This window comes from Limnohabitans curvus (genome assembly GCF_003063475.1).
GTDB lineage: Bacteria > Pseudomonadota > Gammaproteobacteria > Burkholderiales > Burkholderiaceae_C > Limnohabitans > Limnohabitans curvus.
Window position 1 is genome coordinate 291282 of sequence record NZ_NESP01000001.1, and the last position, 20441, is coordinate 311722.

The 20441-nt window shown below is 57.8% G+C and carries 20 protein-coding genes; 9 read left to right on the forward strand and 11 right to left on the reverse strand.

Features of this window, described 5'->3' with window-relative positions:
* Positions 1-11: 11 nt before the first annotated feature.
* The 10 genes from B9Z44_RS01305 to badH are packed head-to-tail and all read right to left on the reverse strand — an operon-like array spanning position 12 to position 11475.
* Positions 12-2069: a 3-hydroxyacyl-CoA dehydrogenase NAD-binding domain-containing protein gene (locus B9Z44_RS01305; protein ID WP_199220191.1), complete on the reverse strand. Its 2058-nt coding sequence runs from the start codon at positions 2067-2069 to the stop codon at positions 12-14.
* A gap of 8 nt (positions 2070-2077) precedes the next feature.
* Positions 2078-3010, reverse strand: a complete 933-nt coding sequence (locus tag B9Z44_RS01310; RefSeq protein WP_108401499.1) for an electron transfer flavoprotein subunit alpha/FixB family protein — start codon at positions 3008-3010, stop codon at positions 2078-2080.
* A 36-nt stretch (positions 3011-3046) separates the two neighbouring features.
* On the reverse strand, positions 3047-3796 hold the full coding sequence (locus B9Z44_RS01315; protein ID WP_108359096.1) for an electron transfer flavoprotein subunit beta/FixA family protein: 750 nt from the start codon (positions 3794-3796) through the stop codon (positions 3047-3049).
* 9 nt (positions 3797-3805) lie between these two features.
* Positions 3806-4993, reverse strand: a complete 1188-nt coding sequence (locus B9Z44_RS01320) for an acyl-CoA dehydrogenase (protein WP_108358861.1) — start codon at positions 4991-4993, stop codon at positions 3806-3808.
* 34 nt (positions 4994-5027) lie between these two features.
* Positions 5028-6191 carry an acyl-CoA dehydrogenase family protein gene (locus tag B9Z44_RS01325; protein WP_108358862.1) on the reverse strand — a complete coding sequence of 388 codons (1164 nt, stop codon included), beginning with the start codon at positions 6189-6191 and terminating at the stop codon, positions 5028-5030.
* A gap of 31 nt (positions 6192-6222) precedes the next feature.
* Positions 6223-6999 (reverse strand): enoyl-CoA hydratase, encoded by a 777-nt coding sequence (locus tag B9Z44_RS01330; protein ID WP_108401500.1) that lies wholly within the window; start codon positions 6997-6999, stop codon positions 6223-6225.
* A gap of 17 nt (positions 7000-7016) precedes the next feature.
* Positions 7017-8660, reverse strand: a complete 1644-nt coding sequence (gene aliA, locus B9Z44_RS01335; protein ID WP_108401501.1) for a cyclohexanecarboxylate-CoA ligase — start codon at positions 8658-8660, stop codon at positions 7017-7019.
* 50 nt (positions 8661-8710) lie between these two features.
* Entirely contained in the window at positions 8711-9868 is a 1158-nt protein-coding gene (gene aliB / locus B9Z44_RS01340; RefSeq protein ID WP_108358864.1) for a cyclohexanecarboxyl-CoA dehydrogenase, read from the reverse strand.
* Between the two features lie 24 nt (positions 9869-9892).
* On the reverse strand, positions 9893-10675 hold the full coding sequence (badI, locus tag B9Z44_RS01345) for a 2-ketocyclohexanecarboxyl-CoA hydrolase (protein ID WP_108358865.1): 783 nt from the start codon (positions 10673-10675) through the stop codon (positions 9893-9895).
* A gap of 32 nt (positions 10676-10707) precedes the next feature.
* The gene (gene badH / locus B9Z44_RS01350) at positions 10708-11475 is read right to left on the reverse strand and encodes a 2-hydroxycyclohexanecarboxyl-CoA dehydrogenase (protein WP_108402758.1); all 768 of its coding nucleotides are present in this window, start codon (positions 11473-11475) and stop codon (positions 10708-10710) included.
* A 139-nt stretch (positions 11476-11614) separates the two neighbouring features.
* Between badH and B9Z44_RS01355 the strand changes: the two genes are divergently transcribed.
* Positions 11615-12121 (forward strand): MarR family winged helix-turn-helix transcriptional regulator, encoded by a 507-nt coding sequence (locus B9Z44_RS01355; RefSeq protein WP_108358866.1) that lies wholly within the window; start codon positions 11615-11617, stop codon positions 12119-12121.
* Positions 12122-12124: 3 nt separating this feature from the next.
* Here B9Z44_RS01355 and B9Z44_RS01360 read toward each other — a convergent pair whose 3' ends face one another.
* Positions 12125-13027, reverse strand: a complete 903-nt coding sequence (locus B9Z44_RS01360; protein ID WP_108358867.1) for a helix-turn-helix domain-containing protein — start codon at positions 13025-13027, stop codon at positions 12125-12127.
* A 111-nt stretch (positions 13028-13138) separates the two neighbouring features.
* Here B9Z44_RS01360 and B9Z44_RS01365 point away from each other — a divergent pair, with 111 nt between their 5' ends.
* From B9Z44_RS01365 to B9Z44_RS01400, 8 genes are all read left to right on the forward strand, one after another.
* On the forward strand, positions 13139-13957 hold the full coding sequence (locus B9Z44_RS01365; protein WP_108358868.1) for an SDR family NAD(P)-dependent oxidoreductase: 819 nt from the start codon (positions 13139-13141) through the stop codon (positions 13955-13957).
* An 18-nt stretch (positions 13958-13975) separates the two neighbouring features.
* Positions 13976-15682 carry an FAD-dependent oxidoreductase gene (locus B9Z44_RS01370; protein ID WP_108401502.1) on the forward strand — a complete coding sequence of 569 codons (1707 nt, stop codon included), beginning with the start codon at positions 13976-13978 and terminating at the stop codon, positions 15680-15682.
* The gene (locus B9Z44_RS01375) at positions 15679-16017 is read left to right on the forward strand and encodes an NIPSNAP family protein (RefSeq protein ID WP_108358870.1); all 339 of its coding nucleotides are present in this window, start codon (positions 15679-15681) and stop codon (positions 16015-16017) included. Before B9Z44_RS01370 ends, B9Z44_RS01375 begins: the two co-directional genes overlap by 4 nt.
* A gap of 189 nt (positions 16018-16206) precedes the next feature.
* The gene (locus B9Z44_RS01380) at positions 16207-17025 is read left to right on the forward strand and encodes an SDR family NAD(P)-dependent oxidoreductase (protein ID WP_233246868.1); all 819 of its coding nucleotides are present in this window, start codon (positions 16207-16209) and stop codon (positions 17023-17025) included.
* A 38-nt stretch (positions 17026-17063) separates the two neighbouring features.
* Positions 17064-17915 (forward strand): branched-chain amino acid ABC transporter permease, encoded by an 852-nt coding sequence (locus tag B9Z44_RS01385; RefSeq protein ID WP_108358871.1) that lies wholly within the window; start codon positions 17064-17066, stop codon positions 17913-17915.
* Positions 17916-17933: 18 nt separating this feature from the next.
* Positions 17934-18914 carry a branched-chain amino acid ABC transporter permease gene (locus B9Z44_RS01390; protein WP_108401503.1) on the forward strand — a complete coding sequence of 327 codons (981 nt, stop codon included), beginning with the start codon at positions 17934-17936 and terminating at the stop codon, positions 18912-18914.
* A 60-nt stretch (positions 18915-18974) separates the two neighbouring features.
* Positions 18975-19703 (forward strand): ABC transporter ATP-binding protein, encoded by a 729-nt coding sequence (locus B9Z44_RS01395; protein ID WP_108401504.1) that lies wholly within the window; start codon positions 18975-18977, stop codon positions 19701-19703.
* Positions 19700-20404 carry an ABC transporter ATP-binding protein gene (locus tag B9Z44_RS01400; RefSeq protein WP_108360499.1) on the forward strand — a complete coding sequence of 235 codons (705 nt, stop codon included), beginning with the start codon at positions 19700-19702 and terminating at the stop codon, positions 20402-20404. Before B9Z44_RS01395 ends, B9Z44_RS01400 begins: the two co-directional genes overlap by 4 nt.
* Positions 20405-20441: the final 37 nt, after the last annotated feature.

Below are 20441 nucleotides of genomic sequence, written 5' to 3' on the forward strand. Positions count from 1 at the left end.
GGATGTAAACGTTATTGATCTTCAAACAAGACAGATAAATCTGCCAACACAAAACCATCGCCGCATTGGCTGGCGAGGTCTTTGATTTCTTGGGTCAAGGCTTCTCGGTTTTGTTGACGGGCCCAAAACACGGGGCCGCCTTCCCAACGCGGAAAACCATAGCCATGCACCAACACCACGTCAATGTCTGTGGCACGACTGGCCACGCCCTCGCCCATCAAACGTGCAGCCTCGTTGACGATGGTCAGCAACGCGCGGCGTTGAATCGTGGCACTGTTCAACGGCTGACGTTGGATGCCGCGACGCTGCGACGCATCTTCAATGATGTGGCGCACCGCCTCATCGGTCGTCGGTTGTTGCTTGCCATCCACATAGGTGTAGTAGCCCGCACCGGTCTTACGCCCGAGGTGACCGGCTTCGCACAAGCGATCCAAGATGTCCACGTAGCGCACGCCCGGCGCGCGACTGGCGGCTTGCGCCTGACGCATGCGCCAGGCAATGTCGAGCCCTGACAAATCTGCCACCGCAAATGGCCCCATGGCCATGCCAAACTGTTTGAGCGAGGCATCCACATCCTCGGGCCATGCACCGTCTTCCAACATGAATTCACATTGGTTGCGGTACGCGTTGTAAATGCGGTTGCCAATGAAACCAAAGTGGTTGCCCGCCAGCACCGGCAGCTTGCGCAGGCGCTTGCCCAAAGCCATGCCTGTGGCCAATACGTCGGGACGCGAGTCTTTGCCGCGCACCACTTCTAGCAGCTTCATCACATTGGCAGGACTGAAAAAGTGCAGCCCCAACACGTCTTGCGGGCGTGAGGTGGCTTGCGCGATTGCATCCACATCCAAGTAAGAAGTGTTGGTGGCCAGCACTGCGCCTGCACGTGCAAATTGGTCAATTTTTTTGAACACTTCTTGCTTGACTGCCAAGTCTTCAAAAACGGCTTCAATCACCAAATCGGCTTTGGCCATGTCCGCCCAATCGAGCGTGCTGTGCAAACACGCTTCGCGTGCTTGGGCCACGTCGGCTTTCATTTTTTGTGCCGCCACGCGGTCACGGTAATGCGCAATCACACGGTCTTGCCCACGTTGGAGTGCCGCCGCATCTTGCTCAAGCAAGATGACTTGCATGCCCGCATCCAACACGCTGATGGCAATGCCCGTGCCCATGGTGCCCGCACCGATGACGCACACGGTTTCAACCGGAATGGGTGTGGCACTCAACTCAGAAGGCAGCTTGGCACTGTCACGTTCGGCAAAAAATACATGGCGCAAGGCGTAGGCCTCACGCGACAAACGCAGCTGCAAAAACACCGCGCGCTCATCGGCCAAGCCGTCGTCAATCGACAACACCGCCGCCGATTTGATGGCCTCCATCGCGGCCTCGACGGCAGGGCGACGTTTGCCTGCGCGCATCGCGTCCTCTGCGGCTTGCTGAATCAGTGCAGGACCTTCTGCAGGCACGGCTTCATCGCGAATGCGGCACTTTTTGCCTTGCATACGGCGGGCCAATGCCACGGCGGCATCCAGCACATCACTGGCCACCACCTCGTCCAACAAGTTGAGGGATTTGGCCTCTTTGGCTGAAATGCGTTGTGCGCCGCAAATCATGCGAATGGCGCGTGACACCCCCACGCGGCGCGGCAGCATTTGTGTGCCACCTGCACCAGGAATGATGCCCAGCGACACCTCGGGCAAACCCACCACTGTTTTGGCATCGGCCACACGTGCATCACACGCCAAAGCCAACTCAAAACCACCACCCAATGCCGCACCATGCAAGGCTGCCACCACGGGCTTGCCGCAATCTTCTATGGCACGGATGACCTCGGGCAAGATGGGCTCTTGCATGGGCTTGCCAAACTCACGGATGTCAGCACCTGCGACAAACGTGCTACCTGCCCCCACGATGACGGCAGCTTGAAAGTCTGAATTGGTTTTGAAATCAAAAATGGCCGCCATCAAACCTTGACGCACCGCCAAGGACGTGGCGTTGATGGGCGGGTTGTCGATGGTGATGACACACACATCGCCCCTCGCCTCCATATGCACGCAGGCAGCAGCATCCATCACCGCACTCACAGCGCTGCGACCAACTCTGGCACAGCCACAAACAGGTCAGCCTCCAAGCCGAAGTCGGCCACGCTGAAGATCGGCGCCTCTGGGTCTTTGTTGATCGCCACGATCACCTTGCTGTCCTTCATACCCGCCAAGTGTTGGATCGCGCCGCTGATGCCGCACGCCACATACAACTGCGGCGCGACGATCTTGCCGGTTTGACCCACTTGCAAATCGTTAGCCGCATAGCCTGCGTCTACCGCTGCGCGGCTAGCACCAATCGCGGCACCGAGCTTGTCAGCCAGTGGGGTCATGACTTCGTCAAACTTCTCTGAGCTGCCCAAGGCACGACCACCGGAGACGATGATCTTGGCTGCTGTCAGCTCTGGACGGTCGCTCTTGGTGACTTCACGGCCCACAAAGCTGCTCTTGCCTGAGTCGCTTGTTGCTGCTGTGGTTTCGATTTGAGCCGCGCCACCTGTGGCAGCCGCTGCATCAAAACCCGTGGTGCGCACGGTGATGACTTTCACAGCATCGCTGGATTGCACGGTGGCAATGGCGTTGCCTGCGTAAATCGGACGCTCAAACGTGTCTGGGCTGTCCACCTTTGTGATGTCGCTGATTTGGCCCACGTCCAACTTGGCAGCCACGCGAGGGGCTACGTTTTTACCTGCCGCTGTCGCGGGGAACAGGATGTGGGTGTAGTTGCCAGCGATGGCTAAGACTTGCGCTGCCACGTTCTCAGCCAAACCCGCTTCCAGTGTGGCGCCGTCGGCGTGGATGACTTTGCTCACGCCCGCGATTTGCGCGGCTGCAGCAGCGGCGGCACCGGCGTTGTGTCCTGCGACCAGCACATGCACCTCAGCGCCCATGGCGACTGCGGCTGTGACGGTGTTCAAAGTAGCGCCTTTGATCGAGGCGCTGTCGTGTTCTGCAATCACGAGGGATGTCATGTGTGTTTCTCCTGCGTATTCGTTGAGATGACGGGCTTAAATAACTTTTGCCACGTTCTTGAGCTTGTCCACCAAAGTGGCCACATCTGGCACCTTGATGCCCGCGCTGCGCTTGGCAGGCTCGACCACTTTGAGGGTCTTGATGCGGGGGCTCACGTCAACGCCCAAGTCTTCAGGTTTGAACACATCGAGTTGCTTTTTCTTGGCCTTCATGATGTTGGGCAAGGTCACGTAGCGTGGCTCGTTCAAACGCAAATCGGTCGTGATGACCGCTGGCAGGCTGATCGAAATGGTTTCCAAACCGCCGTCGACTTCGCGGGTCACGCTGGCTTTGTCGGCTGTCAGTTCAACCTTGGAAGCGAAGGTGGCTTGCGGCATGTCAGCCAAGGCCGCCAACATTTGGCCGGTTTGGTTGCAATCGTCGTCAATCGCTTGCTTACCCAGAATCACCAAACCAGGTTGCTCTTTGTCCACCAAGGCTTTGAGGAGCTTGGCCACGGCCAAGGGTTGCAGCTCTTCAGCGGTCTCGACCAAGATGCCACGGTCTGCGCCAATCGCCATCGCGGTGCGCAAGGTTTCTTGGCACTGCGCGACGCCACAAGACACCGCGATGACTTCCGTGACCACGCCCTTTTCTTTGAGGCGCACGGCTTCTTCCACCGCGATCTCATCAAACGGGTTCATGCTCATCTTGACGTTTGCAATGTCAACGCCCGAGTTGTCCGACTTCACGCGGACCTTGACGTTGTAGTCCACCACGCGTTTGACAGCGACCAAAACTTTCATGATGACTCCTTAGTTGCTGAAGGCGGCGATGCCCGTGATGGCGCGACCCAAAATCAAAGCATGCACATCGTGCGTGCCTTCGTAGGTGTTGACCACTTCCAGGTTCACCAAATGGCGGGCCACACCGAACTCGTCAGAAATGCCGTTGCCGCCCATCATGTCGCGCGCCACGCGTGCGATGTCGAGCGACTTGCCACAGCTGTTGCGCTTGAGGATGGAGGTAATTTCCACCGCGGCAATGCCCTCGTCTTTCATGCGACCCAAACGCAAGCAAGACTGCAAACCCAAAGAAATTTCGGTCAGCATGTCAGCCAACTTCTTTTGCACCAATTGGTTGGCAGCCAAGGGGCGGCCAAACTGTTGACGGTCCAACACGTATTGGCGTGCGCGGTGGTAGCAGTCTTCAGCCGCGCCCAAAGCGCCCCAAGCAATGCCGTAACGTGCGCTGTTCAAACACGTGAACGGGCCTTTGAGGCCGCGCACATCAGGGAACGCGTTTTCTTCTGGCACAAACACTTCGTCCATCACAATTTCGCCCGTGATCGACGCGCGCAAGCCCACCTTGCCGTGTACCGCAGGGGCGGTCAAACCCTTCCAGCCTTTTTCCAAAATGAAGCCACGAATCGCGCCTGCATCGTCTTTGGCCCACACCACAAACACGTCCGCAATCGGGCTGTTGGTGATCCACATTTTTGAGCCAGACAGCGAGTAACCACCCGCCACTTTTTTGGCACGCGTGATCATGCTGCCGGGGTCAGAGCCATGGTTGGGTTCGGTCAAACCGAAGCAACCAATCCACTCGCCGGTGGCGAGCTTGGGCAAATACTTTTGTTTTTGGGCTTCAGAGCCAAACTCGTTGATGGGCACCATCACCAAAGACGATTGCACACTCATCATGGAGCGGTAGCCAGAGTCCACGCGCTCAACTTCGCGCGCCACCAAGCCGTAGCAAACATAGTTCATACCTGCGCCGCCGTAGGCTTCAGGAATGGTGGGACCCAACAAGCCCAGCGCACCCATTTCGCGAAAGATAGAAGCATCGGTTTTCTCGTGACGGAAGGCTTCCAACACGCGCGGGGCCAAGCGTTCTTGGCAATAAGCAGCTGCGGCCTCTTTGACTTGACGCTCGTCGTCGGTCAATTGCAGGTCGAGCATGAAGGGGTCGTCCCAGTGAAATTTGGTCGATGAAGTGGACATGAGGGCTCCTAGAAATTGAAAAAAATGAGATGACTTAAGAGGCTTGGCGCAAGAGTTCGCGGCCAATGATCAGTTGTTGAATTTGGGTGGTACCTTCGTACAGACGCAACAAGCGCACGTCGCGGTAAAAACGCTCTACAGGATACTCGTTGATGTAGCCCGCACCGCCGTGAACCTGCACGCCGCGGTCCGCTACGCGACCCACCATTTCCGTGCAAAACAACTTGGCGCAGGACACGCGCATGGACACGTCGGGGTCAGACACATGCGCAGGCTTGCCGTCAAAGCGTTGGGCCACGTCTTGCACCAGGGACCAACCCGCCAGCAACTCGGCCTGGCTGTCAGCCAGCATGGCTTGGATCAATTGAAACTCACCAATCGCTTTGCCAAACTGTTTGCGGTCACGCGCATAGGCGGTGGCCTCTTCGATGATGCGATGTGCCATGCCGCACGACACGGCAGAGATGTGCAAACGGCCACGGTCCAACACCTTCATCGCGGTTTTAAAGCCTTGACCAGGCACACCACCAATGATGTTGGCAGCAGGGACACGCACGTTTTCCAAAATCACGTCGCAGGTTTTGGTGCCGCGTTGGCCCATTTTTTTGTCGGTCTTGCCCAGCTTGATGCCCGGCAAATCAGACGGCACGATGAACGACGACACGCCACCTGCACCCGGGCCCCCTGTGCGCGCCATCAAGGTGAACGCCCCCGCACGTGGTGCGTTGGTGATGTAACGCTTGGTGCCGTTGAGCACGTAGTGGTCGCCATCCAAATCAGCGCGGGTCTTCAGTGAGGCAGCGTCCGAACCTGCATCGGGCTCAGTCAAGGCGAACGACATGATGAGTTCACCACTGGCCACCTTGGGCAAGATGTTGGCTTTTTGCTCAGGCGTGCCATCCATCAAGATGCCCTGCGAACCAATGCCCACATTGGTGCCAAACACCGAACGGAACGCCAATGAGGTTCGACCAATTTCGTAAGCGACCTGCACTTCTTGGCTCATGGACAAACCGATGCCACCAAACTCTTCAGGAATCGACAGGCCAAACAAGCCCATTTCTTTCATGTCTTCGACGATGTCGGCGGGCACCTCGTCGTGCTCTTCGAGGTAGTTTTCTGCAGGCACCAAACGCTCTTGAATGAAGCGTTGCAGCGTGGGCAGCAAGAGGTCAAAAGATTCTTTGTCGAGAGCCATGAAGGGGATTTCCTAAAAGGGTGAGAAAGGGTCAGCAGTGCTGGAATGTGGGTTTGCGTTTTTCTAAGAAGGCGTGCATGCCTTCATGTGCATCCGCGCTAGCAAAGCGTGCGTACAAGGCGTGGCGCTCAAACTTGACACCTTCGGTGAGCGAGCCTTCCCATGCGCGGTTGACCGACTCTTTGATGGCGATGAGCGCAGGCAAAGAAAAGCCCGCAATGGTGTTGGCAAGCTTCAAGGTCTCGGCCATCAAAGCGTCGCTGGGCACCACACGGGACACCAAGCCGTAGCGGTCAGCCTCTTCGGCACTGAGCATGCGGGCGGACAAACACATGTCCATCGCCTTGGCTTTGCCAATGGCGCGTGGCAAGCGCTGCGTGCCACCCGCACCGGGCAACATGGCCAGCTTGACTTCAGGCAAAGCAAACTTGGCCGACTCTGCCGCCACGATCAGATCGCAAGCCAACGCCAGCTCGCAGCCACCGCCCATGGCGAACCCAGCCACCGCCGCAATCACAGGCTTGCGGACTTGGCGAATGGTTTCCCAGTTGCGCGTGATGAACGCGGAGCTGAACACATCCATGTAGCCCCAATCCGCCATCGCCGCGATGTCGGCACCTGCGGCAAACGCTTTGTCGCTGCCGGTGATGACGATGGCACCGATGCCGTCGTCCGCATCCAGCGCCAGCAAAGCTGCGCCCAAAGCGTCCATCAAGGTGTCGTTCAAGGCATTGAGTTGTTCAGGTCGGTTCAGGGTGAGTACCCCGACGCGACCTTGGCGCTCTGACAAAACGGTGGGTTGAGACATGTGCACCCTTCTTTCGCTCAGCGTTTCTCGTCGCGCAGAATTTCGCGCAATTTGAATTTCTGAATTTTTCCGGAGGGTGTGGCAGGCATGGCGTCACGGATCTCCAGTTTTTCGGGGATGTACTGCAACGCGATTTTTTGTGCCTTGAGGTAATCCACCAAAGCCGGCAAGTCCAAACTTTGGCCAGGCTTCAAAACCACCACCGCACAGGCACGTTCGCCCAAGCGCTCATCGGGGTACGCCACGATGGCAGCCATGGCAATCGCTGGATGGCGATACAACAAGGATTCGATTTCCACCACCGGGATGTTCTCGCCGCCACGGATGATGACGTCTTTGCTGCGGCCCGTGATGCGCACATAACCTTGCGCGTCCAAGCGGGCCAAGTCGCCCGTATCAAACCAGCCCTCGGCATCGGTGCCGTTGAGGTGTGCGCGTTTCAAATAGCCGCCAAAGTTGGAGCATGAGCGCACATACAACTTACCCGCTTCGCCCGCAGGCAACACCGCGCCGTCGTCATTCACAACTTTGAGTTCCACACCGGGCAACGGCAAACCGTCGGTGGTGAAGGCGCGCTCATCGGGATCGTTGAGTTCGATCAACGTCACAGCGCCGTTTTCGGTCATGCCCCAAGCCGACACAATCTTGGTGCCCAAGACGCTGCGCGCTTGCTCAACCAAGGGACCGGGGATGGGCGCACCGGCGCACAAGAAGGTGCGCAGTGTGGGCACTTTCTTGCCAGACTCTTCCACGTTTTTGGCCAAGTCGGTCAAGAACGGGGTCGAGGCCATGGTGAAGGTGGCGCCTTCGTGGCGAATCAAATCAATGGCGCGCAAAGGCTCCCACACGTCCAGCAACACCGCGCTGGACTTGAGCATGATGGGCATCATCAAGCCATACATGAAACCGGTTTGGTGCGCCATGGGCGATGCCATCAACACCACGTCGTTGGCATCGAGGTGCAAACGTGCGGCATAAGGAATGATGTTGGCCATCACCGTGTTGGCGGTGTGCATCACGCCCTTGGGTTCACCCGTGGTGCCCGAGGTGTAAATGAGTTGGGTCACATCGTCCGGACCTGGGCGATGTTGGGTCAACACAGCTGTCGCGTTGCTTTCTTTTTCCCACGCGGGGCCGCTGAGCAAGGCTTCAAAACTGTTGGCACCTGCGCCATTGACCACCACCACGTGCTTCAAGTCAGGCAAGCTGGGCTTGATCTCGTTGACCATCTTCTCGTAATCAAAGCCGCGGAAAGTTTGCGGAATGATGAGCACCTTGGCTTCGCCATGCTTGAGCATGAACGACAACTCGCGCTCGCGGAAAATGTGCATGAGCGGGTTCATCACCGCACCGATGCGCGAACAAGCCAAATAGGTGATGGTGAACTGCCACCAGTTGGGCAACTGGCAGGCCACGATGTCGTTTTGACCCACGCCAAGCTTGGTCAAACCCAGAGCCACGCGGTCAGCCATGTTGGACAACTCACGGTAGGTGAAACGTGTGACTTTGCCGCTCTCGGCCTGAACTGCCGTCAGCGCCAATTTGTCAGGGCAAGTGGCCACGCAAGCGTCCAAGTCATCGTTGATGGTGCGGTCATGCCAAAAGCCTTTGGCAATGCTGTGTGCACGACGTGATGGGATCAAAACAGCATCGAATTCCATAGTTGTCTCCTCAGTGGATATGGGTTTTTTATTTTTTAAATACCAAGCTTTTAGGCGGGAACAAACTTGCGTCCTGCACGCGTGCGCGCAATGATGGTCTTCATGATTTGCGCAGTTCCGTCGCCAATCTGGAAGCCCAACACATCACGCAAGCGTTGCTCCATCAAGCCACGGTCGTAACCACCGTGGCCGTAGCACAGCAAGCACTGGTGAATCACATCGTAGGCCAGCTTGGGGCCCCACCACTTGGCCATGCCCGCTTCTGCGGTATGGGGTAAACCCTTATCTTTCAGCCACAACCCTTGCAAGCACAACAGACGCGCGCCTTCGACTTCGGTGTCGAATTGCGCGAGCGGATGGGTCACACCTTGGAACGCCGACAGCGGCTGACCAAAGGCCTGACGTTGGGTGATGTATTCCCACGTTTCATCCAACGCCACACGGGCCACGGCCAACACCTGCAAGCCAATGAGTGAGCGCGAGAAATCAAAACCATGCATGACTTGCACAAAGCCTTTGTTTTCGTCACCCAAACGGTGGTTCACCGGCACGCGCACGTTTTCAAAGAAGATAGAACCGCGGCCAATGGCGCGTTGGCCATGGCAATCAAAACGGTTGGTGGTCAGGCCCGGTGTGTCCATGGGCACCAACAAGGCGGTCACGCCATGCGCGCCGTCTTCTGGCGCACCGGTGCGACCGAACACCACGGTGATGTCGGCTTGGTCAGCGGCAGAGATTGAGGTTTTTTCGCCGTTGATGACATAAAAATCACCGTCACGCTCAATGCGCAAACGCAAATTGGCTGCATCGGAACCACCGCGTGGTTCGGTCAGCGCAATCGCGCAGATGGCTTCGCCTTGGGTGAGCTTTTTCAACCAAGGGGCGACCACTTCAGGATTACCGTACTTGGACAAAATTTGGCCGTTCAACGATGCCAACAAGTTCAAGTAAGAGAAGCTCAAATCAGCGCGGGCAATTTCTTCGTGAATCACACCAGCCGCTAAGCAGCCCATGCCCAAACCGCCAAACTCTTCTGGCAGTTCAGGGCAAATGAATCCGAGTCCGCCCATTTCACGCAACAGCGCACGGTCAAACACGCGGGTTTTGTCGCGCTCTAAAAATCCAGGCTTCACACGTTCGTCGGCAAAGCGACGCACGGTTTCGGCCAACGCTTGCAGGTCTTCGTCAATGTAGGGATTGGGATTCATCACGGGGCTCCTTGGTCGGGCGAATTACTTGGCGTATTTACGGAACTCGGGCTTGCGCTTTTCTTTGAGCGCATTCACGCCTTCGCGTGACTCCTCGGTGTCGTAATACAGCTTGAGGGCATACATGCCCAAACCAGCGATGCCAGATTGGTGTGCGGTGTCGGCGTTGAAGCTGCGCTTGGCAATGGCCAAGGCTGTTGGGCTGCGCTCACAAATTTCTTCGCCCCACTTTTGCACTTCGGCGTCGAGCTGGTCGTGTGGCACGCACACGTTGGCCAAGCCCATGGCCACCGCCTCGGCGCCGGTGTAGCGACGGTTGAGGTACCAAATTTCGCGGGCTTTTTTCTCACCCACCACACGCGCCAAAAAGGCGGTGCCATAGCCGGGATCGACCGAACCCATCTTGGGGCCGACTTGGCCAAACACGGCTTTGTCGGAACAAATGGTCAAGTCACAAATCGTGCACAACACGTTGCCACCACCGATGGCAAAACCTTGCACACGGGCAATCACGGGCTTGGGCACATCGCGAATGGCCGTGTGCAGCTCTTCCATGGGCAAGCCGATGGTGCCGCGGCCGTCGTAGTTGCCGTCGTGGGCCGATTGATCACCGCCGGTACAAAACGCACGGTCGCCAGCGCCCGCCAACACGATGGCGCCCACGCTGCGGTCGTAGCCTGCTTTGTTCAGAGCTTTGATGATTTCGTCGCAGGTGGTGCCACGAAATGCGTTCATCTTGTCGGCACGGTTGATCGTGATCCAGGCCACGCCGTTGCGGTTTTCGTAAAGGATGTCTTCGAATTGCATGTGTGTCTCCAAATAAGTGGGAAGGCGTGAAATTAACCGTGCATGGTCAAACCACCAGACACGCTGATGACTTGGCCAGTGATGAAAGAAGCGTCGTCGCTGCCAAAGAAAGCAATGGCATTGGCCAAGTCGTCGGGCTGACCCAAACGACCCAACGGAATCGCGCTGCGGAAGGCCTCGATCAACTTCGCGGGATCGCGTGCGCCTTCGGCCACACCTGCCAGCAAAGCGGTGTCGGTTGGGCCGGGACACACCACGTTGACCGTGATGTTGTGGCGCGCGTGTTCGCGCGCCAAAGTTTTAGACAAAGCCACCAAGCCACCTTTGCAAGCGGAATACACCGCTTCGCCAGATGAGCCGCCACGCGCGGCATCGGAGGCGATGTTCACAATGCGACCGGCATTGCGCTCGACCATGCCTGGCAACACGGCGTGCAACATGTGCAAGGCACCGGTCAAGTTGATGGCAATCAACTTGCTCCATTCATCGGGCACGGTTTTGACGAAGGGCTTGAACACATCCCAACCGGCGTTGTTGACCAACACATCGATGGGGCCGAGTTGCGCGATGGTGGCAGCCACGGCGGCATCGACCGCGGCGCGGTCCGTGATGTCGCACTTGAAAGCGGCAGCGATGCCGCCCGAAGCCTTGATGCCATCGGCCACTTTTTGAGCCGCCTCGATGTTCATGTCGAACACCGCGACCTTCGCGCCTTCAGCGGCGAATCGACGGCAAGTGGCGCCACCGATGCCACCGGCACCTCCGGTGACGATGACGGTTTTGTCTTTCAATTTGGGCATGCTGCTCTCCATGGTTGGCAAGGTTGTTATGCTTTGCATCAACATCATGCAGTTTGAGATACCGCATATATGTCAATGTGTTTACGTATATTACGTCAAACACAAACGCCCTCGCAAGCATTTTTTCGAGCAAAACACCATGGTTTACCCTAAAGAAAACAGCGATCTCGCACGGATGGAATTGGCAAACAGGTTGTTTTTCCGCCTTTACCAATGCGCCAACATGTTGCACAAAACAGGCACGCGCGCTGTTGAGAAAGAAGGCCTCACCACCCAGCAATGGGCCGTCTTGGGCGCCCTCTCGCGCTCAGACGCTGAAGGCGGCATGAGCGTGGGCGACTTGGCGCGTTACTTAAAGGTGAGCCGCCAAAACCTGTCTGGGCAAATTGGGCGCATGGAACGCGACGGCCACATCGAACTGCTGGCCGACACCCGCGACCGCCGCGCCAAACGCGTGACCATGACCCAGCACGGACGCAAGATTTGGGAACAAGATGCGCAACCCAAAATTCGCGCGTACTACGAAGCTGCGCTGACCGACTTCTCCACCGGCGACCTCACCCACACCCTGCACTACCTGCTGAAGCTGCTGGACAACATGGAAAAAATTGACCAAACGGCCGAACCTAGCGGTGAAGATGAGTGAGGCTCAAGCCAGTTTGGTCTTCATCGACTGAAGCGCCCGCACGCGAAAGTCCGAAGGCGTCACGCCCATGTGCTTTCTAAAAAAGCGCGTGAAGTACGCCTCATCCACAAAGCCCACCAAATTGGCAATTTGCTTGATGCCATCGGTTGAGTAAACCAGCTCACGCTGCGCCTCATGCAAGATGCGCGCATTCACCACATCTTGGCTCGACACGTTCAACACCTCACGGCACAAACGCGTCAGGTGCCCCGCCGTCAACCCCATCTCGCTCGCATAGTCTTCAATCGGGCGACGCTCGCGAAAATGCGCATCCACCAAGGCCCGAAATTTTTCAATCTGCTGCGCCTTGCGTGAGTTATGCGCCATGGGCGCAGGTTCCAACACATTGCTCAAACGCGCCACCTGCACCAACAAGGCCATGAGCAGCGACATGCCCGCCGCCACCTGCCCCACCGCATGCACGCGCCATTCGCGCTCAATGCCCAAAAACAAAGGCATCAAGGCTTCCGCATGGCGACTCGATTCATCCAAATGCAAAACGGCAGGCTTGCGCAACACCGAGACCAATTCAGGCATCACCACGGCAGCCATCGACTCGAGTGACTTTTGCGCCGCCGTCACCACAGGGCCGTCGATGTTCGAACTGAACTGAAAACCATGCACGTTTTGGGACGGTATAAGAATTAAGGCCGGACTGCTGACTTTGTAGCGTGCGTCGTTGATCAACACATCGCCCTCACCTTGGGTGAGGTACAAAATTTGAATGAACGCGTCATGCTTGTGAGGGCGAATGTCGTAGTTGTACGGGGATGACCGGACGGGAATCCATTCAAACTGAAACGAGTTAGTCCAGCCGCTTTGCTGCCGGTCGCCGTACAAGTCGTAGCTGGGGATTGCGCTTTTCATCAGGGTTATTCCTAGGTCGGTATGCATGAATTGTCCTGGTGACTGCAGGATTCGTCAAATTTAAAAATAAGCCGCGCACACAAACTACCAGCACTTCAACAGGTGCTGACGATGAACGAACAAAAACATTGGCTGGGATTGCAAGAACGTGTGTGCGTCGTCACAGGCGCAGCAAGTGGCATTGGCGCAGGCATTGCACAAGCACTGGCCGACGCAGGCGCCAAAGTCGCGCTGTTGGACCGCAACCTCGAAGGCTCTCAAGCCGTGGCAGCCAAGCTCACCGCACAAGGCGCCACCGCCATCTCGATTGCGTGCGACACCACCCAAGAATCCCAAGTCAAAGCCGCGGCCCAACGCGTGGCCGACGAGCTGGGCACTTGCTACGCCTTCATCAACAACGCGGGGCTGTTACGCTCGGGCGGCTTGGACGAGGTGAGCTTGGACGACTGGAACCACGTGCTCAATGTCAACCTCACCGGCTACTTGCTGTGCGCACGCACGTTTGCCAAACCCATGCGCGAAGCGGGCGTGGGCGCGTTGGTACACATTGCATCCATCGCCAGCATGTTTCCACAAACCAGCAGCGGCGCCTACAGCGCAAGCAAAGCCGGCGTGCTGTTGATGTCACGACAAATGGCCGTGGAATGGGGTCCACAAGGCGTGCGCAGCAACGCCGTTTGCCCCGGCATGATTCGCACCCCGCTGTCCGCCAAGTTTTACGAAGAGCCTGGCTTTGAAGCCAAACGCGCCGCCGTCACGGCCAGCCGCCGTGTGGGCGAACCACAAGACATTGCCGATGTCGCCGCCTTCTTGGCCAGTCCACGCGCGGCGTATGTGAACGCCGCCGAGTTGGTGGTGGACGGTGGCATGTCCTCAATGTTGATGGACATGGTGCCGCGCCCAGGCTTCAACAAAACCGTACAAAACTGATTTACTTTGGAGAACGCAATGTCTCAAAACTTTGAATGCGATGTGATCGTGGTGGGCTCTGGCGCAGCAGGCTTGTCTGCCGCCATCACCGCCAAAAAACGCGGCCTGGATGTGGTGGTGCTTGAAAAAGAACCCGTCTTCGGCGGCACCACGGCGCTGTCGGGTGGCGTGTTGTGGATTCCACTGAATCAGCATGGCAGCAAGCAAAACCCTGCCGACACCCGCGAGGCCGTGCGCACTTACATGATGCAAGAAACCGGCAGCTACTTTGATGCCGCAGCTGTGGATGCCTTCATCGACAACGGCCCCAAGATGGTGGAGTTTTTCGAGCGCGACACCGAGATGAAATTCGTACCCACGATGTACCCCGACTACCACCCCACAGTGGCAGGCGGGGTGAACATTGGCCGCTCCATCTTGGCCGCGCCCTTTGACATTCGCGGCTTGGGCAAAGACATGCCACGGTTGAAGCCGCCACTCAAAACCATCACCTTCATCGGCATGATGTTCAACTCATCCAACGCCGATTTGAAACATTTCTTTCAAGCCACCAAGTCACTGACCTCGTTCATTTACGTGGCCAAGCGCTTGGTCACACACATCAAAGAATTGGTGCTGTACCAACGCGGCATCAATGTCACCAGCGGCAACGCGCTGGCAGCGCGCTTGGCCAAGTCGGCACTCGACCTGAACATCCCCATCTTCACCAGCAGCCCTGTCAAAGAAATCTTGATGAAGAACGACCACGCCACCGGCGTACGTGCTGGCGGCGAAGGTGGTGAGCGACTCATCACCGCACGTCACGGTGTGGTGCTGGCATGTGGCGGCTTTCCGCACGATGTCAAACGCATCGCCAAAGCGTATCCGCACCTGCAACGTGGCGGCGAACATTTGTCACCCACCCCCACCAGCAACACGGGCGATGGCTTGAACATGGCTGAAGCCGTGGGCGGCAAAGTGGAGATTCGCTTCAAAGACGCAGCAGCCTGGATGCCCGTGTCGTATGTGCCTTATGCCAATGGCGAGTTCGGCGTGTTCCCACACCTGCTGGACCGCTACAAACCCGGCATCATCGGCGTGCTGAAAAACGGCCAACGCTTCACCAACGAAAGCAATTCGTACCACGACGTTGGCGCTGATTTGATCCGCGCCTGCGACGGCCAAAAAGACACCGCCATGTGGCTGGTGTGTGACAAAACCACGCTCGGTAAATACGGCATCGGCTTTGTCAAACCTGCCCCCATGCCCATTGGCCGCTTTTTGCGCAACGGCTACCTCATCGAAGGCAAGACCTTGGCTGAGCTGGCCCACAACGCAGGTATCAACCCCGCAGGCTTGGAACAAACCGTGCGCGAGTACAACGTCGGCGCGGTCAAAGGCAATGACCCTGCGTTTGGCCGTGGCACCACCACCTTCAACCGTTATTTAGCTGACCCTGAGAACAAACCCAACCCCTGCGTGGCACCGGTGCAAACCGGCCCGTTTTATGCGGTCAAAGTGATCATGGGCGACTTGGGCACGTTTGACGGCATTCAAACCAGCGTGGTGGGCGAAGTGCTCAAAGAGGATGGCTCTGCCATTGGCGGCTTGTACGCCGTGGGCAACGACCGAGCCAGCATCATGGGTGGCAACTACCCCGCGGCAGGCATCACGCACGGCCCCAACATGACCTTTGGTTTTGTCACCGGCAACCACATCGCAGACAAAGCAGGAGTGAAGGCATGAGCCACTTGAACAAACCCCTCATCGACCACCGCATCTACACCATTGCCTTGCGCAAGATGCCTGAATTTGTGGAAGTGTTCAACCGCTTGGCCATGCCACTTTTGCTGGAAACATTGGGGCACCCCGTGGGGTTCTACACCAGCTTGGTGGGGCCACAAAACCAGTTCATTCACCTGTGGGCCTACGACGATCTGGCGGACTATGAACGCCGCTGCAAAGCACGCGACAGCCACCCCGACTTTCCTGCGTACTTGGCCGCATCGGGACATCTGATCACCGCACAAGAGACACGGCTCATCAAAGCCATCGGGATGCCCGCTTGGCCATCGCTCTGAGTGAGAAACCTTCAAATTTAAATCAACACATTGACTCAATAAGAGAAATTGAATTGGAATTCAAATCACACGAAATGACTTGATTATTCAGGGAAAACGATAGTGATTTAGTAAAAAAAACACCTTCCATTTCGAAACTGCTTCAAGATAATAAACGTAAATACATTGACGTATTTAAACCAAACTCACATGCACCACAACGCCACCTCATTGTCCAACCCGGTTGTCGCCATCACTGGCGCTGCCGACGGCATTGGCTGGGCCACTGCCCAGCTCTTTGCGGTGCGTGGCTGGCGTGTGGCATTGCTTGATATGAATGGCGACAAGGCGCGCGAACGCGCACAAGCTTTAGGCCATCACCACATGGGCATTTTGTGCAACGTCAGCGACGAAGCCCAGGTCACGGCAGCCATGGCGCACGTGGTGGCACAACAGGGCCGCCTCGACGCATTGATCAACAACGCAGGCATTGGCGACCAAGCCGTGCCCACTTTGCAGCAAACAGCAGATGCGTTTGACCGCGTGTTGTCGGTGCATTTGCGCGGCGCATTTTTGATGACGCAAGCGGCGCTGGCACACATGCAAACACAAGGCCGCGATGCCAAAGGCAACCGTGGTGCCATCGTCAACATTGGCTCCATCGCCAGCACCAGCGGCATTCCTGGACGCAACGCCTACAGCGCTGCCAAAGCAGGCATTTTGGGTATGACCCGCGCACTCGCCACCGAGTGGGCGCGCAAGGGCATTCGCCTGAATGCCGTGGCACCTGGCTATGTCGCCACCGCCTTGGTGGCTGACTTGGCCGAAAAAGGGGCCATCAATGCAGCGGCCATCGTCCAGCGCACACCGCTGGGACGCATGGCCGAGCCAGCCGAAATTGCCGAAACCATTTTCTTTTTGGCCTCCCCCGCCGCCAGCTACGTCACGGGTGCCACCTTGGCTGTGGACGGCGGCTGGAGCGTGCTGGGTGCGCCCGACTTGGCGCTGGGCGATATCGAACACGCCTGAACAACGCATCACACAAAAACACAGGAGACTTTCACACCATGTTGACCATCAACCTTTTTAACGGCCTCGTCTACGGCGCATTGCTCATCGTGATGTGCTCAGGCCTGGCCTTGATCTACGGCCTGCGCCGCGTGGTCAACTTTGCCCATGGCTCGCTCTACATGTTGGGCGCCTACCTCGGCTACACCGTGGCCTTGCAAAGCAACTTCTGGGTCGCCTTGGTCGTCGCCCCCGCCTTGATGGCCGTCTTTGGGGTGCTGCTGGACCGCTACGGTTTTCGCCTGCTCCAAGACCGTGAACCCCTCACGGTCGTGTTGGTCACCTTCGGCTTGCTGCTCGTCATCGAAGACATGGTGCAGTCGGTCTGGGGCAAGAGCAACCTCTCTGTCGCCGCCCCCGAGGCCTTGAACTTCTCTGTCGATTTGTTTGGCACCTCCGTGCCCGCCTACCGCATTGGCGTCATCGTGATGGGTGCGGCTGTGGCACTGGGCCTGAGCCTGTGGCTGCGCTACTCCAAAGTCGGTTTGTTTGTGCGCGCTGCCAGCACCGACCCCGTGACCACCGCCATGCAAGGCGTCAACACCGATGCCTTGAGCGCTGGTGTGGTGGGCTTGGGTACCGCGTTGGCTGGTTTGGCCGGTGTGGTGGCTGCACCCTTCTTGTCGCTGTCACCCTCCATGAGTTCAGACGTGTTGATTGACTCTTTTGTGGTGGTCGTGATTGGCGGCTTGGGCTCACTTGCAGGGGCCTTCATTGCCGCCTTGCTGCTGGGCATGGTGCAGGCCATTGGCGCGGTGTATTTGCCTGATGCATCGGTGCTGCTGCCCTTTGTGTTCATGGTCGCCATCTTGATTTGGAAGCCCGCAGGTTTTGCTGGCAGCCGCACTTAATTCCCGAGGACCTTGGATATGAGCCCCCTTCGCGCTATTGCTTATTCTGTCGCCGCCCTGCTCGCAGGCGTGGGCTTGGTGGCGGTGATCAGTTCAAACACCGTGCTGTCACTGCTGACCCAAGCCGTGGTGTACGCCGTCTTTGCCTTGGGCATTGGCGTGCTGCTCAAGCAAAACGGCTTGGTGAGTTTTGGTCACGCCTTGTATTTTGGTGTGGCCGGTTACGCCATCGGCATCACCTTGCAACAACAACTCATGCCCGTCGAATGGGCCATCTTGGCCACCTTGGTGGGCATAGGCATCGCCGCCTTTGTGGTGGGCCTGATCATCGTGCGTGTGCCCGGCATTGCGTTTGGCATGTTGACCTTGGCGATTGGCCAAATGTTCTTTTTGTCGGTCTCGCGCGCCCGCGGCATCACGGGTGGCGCTGACGGCATGCAAGTCGATTGGCCTGCCACGATTTTTGGCTTTAGCCAATCGGCCATCCTCAAGCCTGTCACCCTATTTTTGATTTGCTGGACGACCTTGGTCATCGTCATGTTGCTGCTGACCTTGTTGCTCAACACACGTTTTGGTGCCATCACCGAAGCCGTGCGCGACAACGAAGAACGTGCGCGCTTCATTGGCATCTCCACCGTCATTCCACGCGCTGCCATCTACGCCTTGTCTGCGGTGGTCACCGCCGTGGCGGGCTTGCTGTCCACCTTGAACACCGGCTTTGTCTCTCCCGAGAGCTTGCACTGGAGCTTGTCGGGCATGGCCTTGATGATGGTCGTGGTCGGTGGCTTCAAAGCCCTGTGGGGCCCCGCCTTGGGCGCGGTGGTGTATTTCATCTTCAAAGACGTGGTGGGCGACTACGCCACCCACTGGATGTCTATTTTTGGTGTCGCCTTGATCGCCGTCATCGTGTTCTCGCCCACGGGCATCGCGGGCGCTTTGCAAGCCCTCTGGCGCGGCAAGCCCGCCTCAGCGTCACGCGCCAAAGCCGGTGCGCATTAAACGGCAAACAGAGCCGAAAACAGAACGCTAAATAGACCGACACACAGACACGGAACCCCTATGAGCAACTCCTCCCCTTATGTACTCCAGGCCGACGATGTGGCCATCCACTACGGCGGCGTCAAAGCCGTTGATGGTGTGTCCCTCACTTTAGAAAAAGGCCAAATTCGCGGCCTGATCGGCCCCAACGGTGCTGGTAAATCCACCGTCATCGATGCCATCACCGGTCGTCGCCGTTTGACGCGCGGCAAAGTCACCCTGCGTGGCACCGATGTGAGCGAGATGGGCGTGGTCGAGCGCCGCATGCTCGGCTTGTCACGCAGTTTTCAGCGCACCAGCATTTTTGGTGGCATGCCCGTTCGCAAACAAGTCGAACTGGCCTCGCACAAGATGGGCGTGCAGGACTCAGCCGCCGATGCAGATGCTGTGCTCAAAGAGCTGGAGCTCGACCGCATGGCCCACGTGATGGCCGAAGACTTGGGCTACGGCGAGCAACGCCGCCTCGACTTGGCCTTGGCCCTGGTCGGGCGCCCCAGCGTGCTGCTGCTGGACGAGCCCATGGCCGGTTTGTCGGTCAAAGAATCCCACGATTTGGCGCACCACTTAAAAGCCCTCACCTCACGCTGGGACGTGTCGGTACTGCTGGTGGAGCACGACATGGATGTGGTGTTTGGCATTTCTGATGTGGTCACTGTTTTTGAATTGGGCCGCGTCATCGCCAGTGGTGAGCCGGCCGCCGTGCGCGCTGACCCGCGTGTGCGTGAAGCTTATTTGGGGAGTGCAGCATGAGCGCCTTACTGAACCTGAAAAACGTGCACGCCTACTACGGCGCTGCACACATCTTGCACGGCCTGAACTTGCATGTGAACGCAGGCGAACGCGTGGCCTTGATTGGCCGCAACGGCGTGGGCAAGACCACGGTGGTCAACACCATCTTGGGATTGGCCAGCCTCAAAGCCGGTCACATCCATTTAGACAAACACGAAATCATCAAGCCCCGCCCCTACATGGCCGCACAACACGGCATCGTGGTGGTGCCGCAAGGCCGCTGCATCATTGCCAACCTCACCGTGGAAGAAAACCTCTTGCTCGGCGCTGCGGTGGGCCGCAAAGGCCCATGGTCTGTGCCCGAGATTTACAAGCTCTTCCCCATCTTGCAAGAGCGCGCCCACACACCGGGCACAGCGCTATCAGGTGGTCAACAACAAATGTTGGCCGTGGGCCGCGCGTTGATGGCCAACCCCAGCTTGATCTTGTTGGACGAACCCACCGAGGGCTTGGCGCCCGTGATCGTGGACCAACTCGCCGACATCTTCAACCGCGTGGCGGACGAAGGCACGGCGCTGTTGTTGATCGAACAAAACATGAGCCTCGTCGCACGCGTGGCCCACCGTTACTTGGCCATGGCCAAGGGCTCGGTGGTGGCGCAAGGCGTGGTGAGCAACTCGCCCGAAGGCCTCAAAGATTTAGAAAGCCATGTGATGGTCTAAGGCCATCGCCCCCAGTTCCCAACGGCCGCCGGACCGA

What these genes read in the sequence shown, in the direction of transcription:
- B9Z44_RS01305 (WP_199220191.1), bottom strand. Translation starts at nt 2,069, where the DNA reads ATGGATGCTGCTGCCTGCGTGCATATGGAGGCGAGGGGCGATGTGTGT.
- B9Z44_RS01310 (WP_108401499.1), bottom strand. Translation starts at nt 3,010, where the DNA reads ATGACATCCCTCGTGATTGCAGAACACGACAGCGCCTCGATCAAAGGC.
- B9Z44_RS01315 (WP_108359096.1), bottom strand. Translation starts at nt 3,796, where the DNA reads ATGAAAGTTTTGGTCGCTGTCAAACGCGTGGTGGACTACAACGTCAAG.
- B9Z44_RS01320 (WP_108358861.1), bottom strand. Translation starts at nt 4,993, where the DNA reads ATGTCCACTTCATCGACCAAATTTCACTGGGACGACCCCTTCATGCTC.
- B9Z44_RS01325 (WP_108358862.1), bottom strand. Translation starts at nt 6,191, where the DNA reads ATGGCTCTCGACAAAGAATCTTTTGACCTCTTGCTGCCCACGCTGCAA.
- B9Z44_RS01330 (WP_108401500.1), bottom strand. Translation starts at nt 6,999, where the DNA reads ATGTCTCAACCCACCGTTTTGTCAGAGCGCCAAGGTCGCGTCGGGGTA.
- aliA (WP_108401501.1), bottom strand. Translation starts at nt 8,660, where the DNA reads ATGGAATTCGATGCTGTTTTGATCCCATCACGTCGTGCACACAGCATT.
- aliB (WP_108358864.1), bottom strand. Translation starts at nt 9,868, where the DNA reads ATGAATCCCAATCCCTACATTGACGAAGACCTGCAAGCGTTGGCCGAA.
- badI (WP_108358865.1), bottom strand. Translation starts at nt 10,675, where the DNA reads ATGCAATTCGAAGACATCCTTTACGAAAACCGCAACGGCGTGGCCTGG.
- badH (WP_108402758.1), bottom strand. Translation starts at nt 11,475, where the DNA reads ATGCCCAAATTGAAAGACAAAACCGTCATCGTCACCGGAGGTGCCGGT.
- B9Z44_RS01355 (WP_108358866.1), top strand. Translation starts at nt 11,615, where the DNA reads ATGGTTTACCCTAAAGAAAACAGCGATCTCGCACGGATGGAATTGGCA.
- B9Z44_RS01360 (WP_108358867.1), bottom strand. Translation starts at nt 13,027, where the DNA reads ATGAAAAGCGCAATCCCCAGCTACGACTTGTACGGCGACCGGCAGCAA.
- B9Z44_RS01365 (WP_108358868.1), top strand. Translation starts at nt 13,139, where the DNA reads ATGAACGAACAAAAACATTGGCTGGGATTGCAAGAACGTGTGTGCGTC.
- B9Z44_RS01370 (WP_108401502.1), top strand. Translation starts at nt 13,976, where the DNA reads ATGTCTCAAAACTTTGAATGCGATGTGATCGTGGTGGGCTCTGGCGCA.
- B9Z44_RS01375 (WP_108358870.1), top strand. Translation starts at nt 15,679, where the DNA reads ATGAGCCACTTGAACAAACCCCTCATCGACCACCGCATCTACACCATT.
- B9Z44_RS01380 (WP_233246868.1), top strand. Translation starts at nt 16,207, where the DNA reads ATGCACCACAACGCCACCTCATTGTCCAACCCGGTTGTCGCCATCACT.
- B9Z44_RS01385 (WP_108358871.1), top strand. Translation starts at nt 17,064, where the DNA reads ATGTTGACCATCAACCTTTTTAACGGCCTCGTCTACGGCGCATTGCTC.
- B9Z44_RS01390 (WP_108401503.1), top strand. Translation starts at nt 17,934, where the DNA reads ATGAGCCCCCTTCGCGCTATTGCTTATTCTGTCGCCGCCCTGCTCGCA.
- B9Z44_RS01395 (WP_108401504.1), top strand. Translation starts at nt 18,975, where the DNA reads ATGAGCAACTCCTCCCCTTATGTACTCCAGGCCGACGATGTGGCCATC.
- B9Z44_RS01400 (WP_108360499.1), top strand. Translation starts at nt 19,700, where the DNA reads ATGAGCGCCTTACTGAACCTGAAAAACGTGCACGCCTACTACGGCGCT.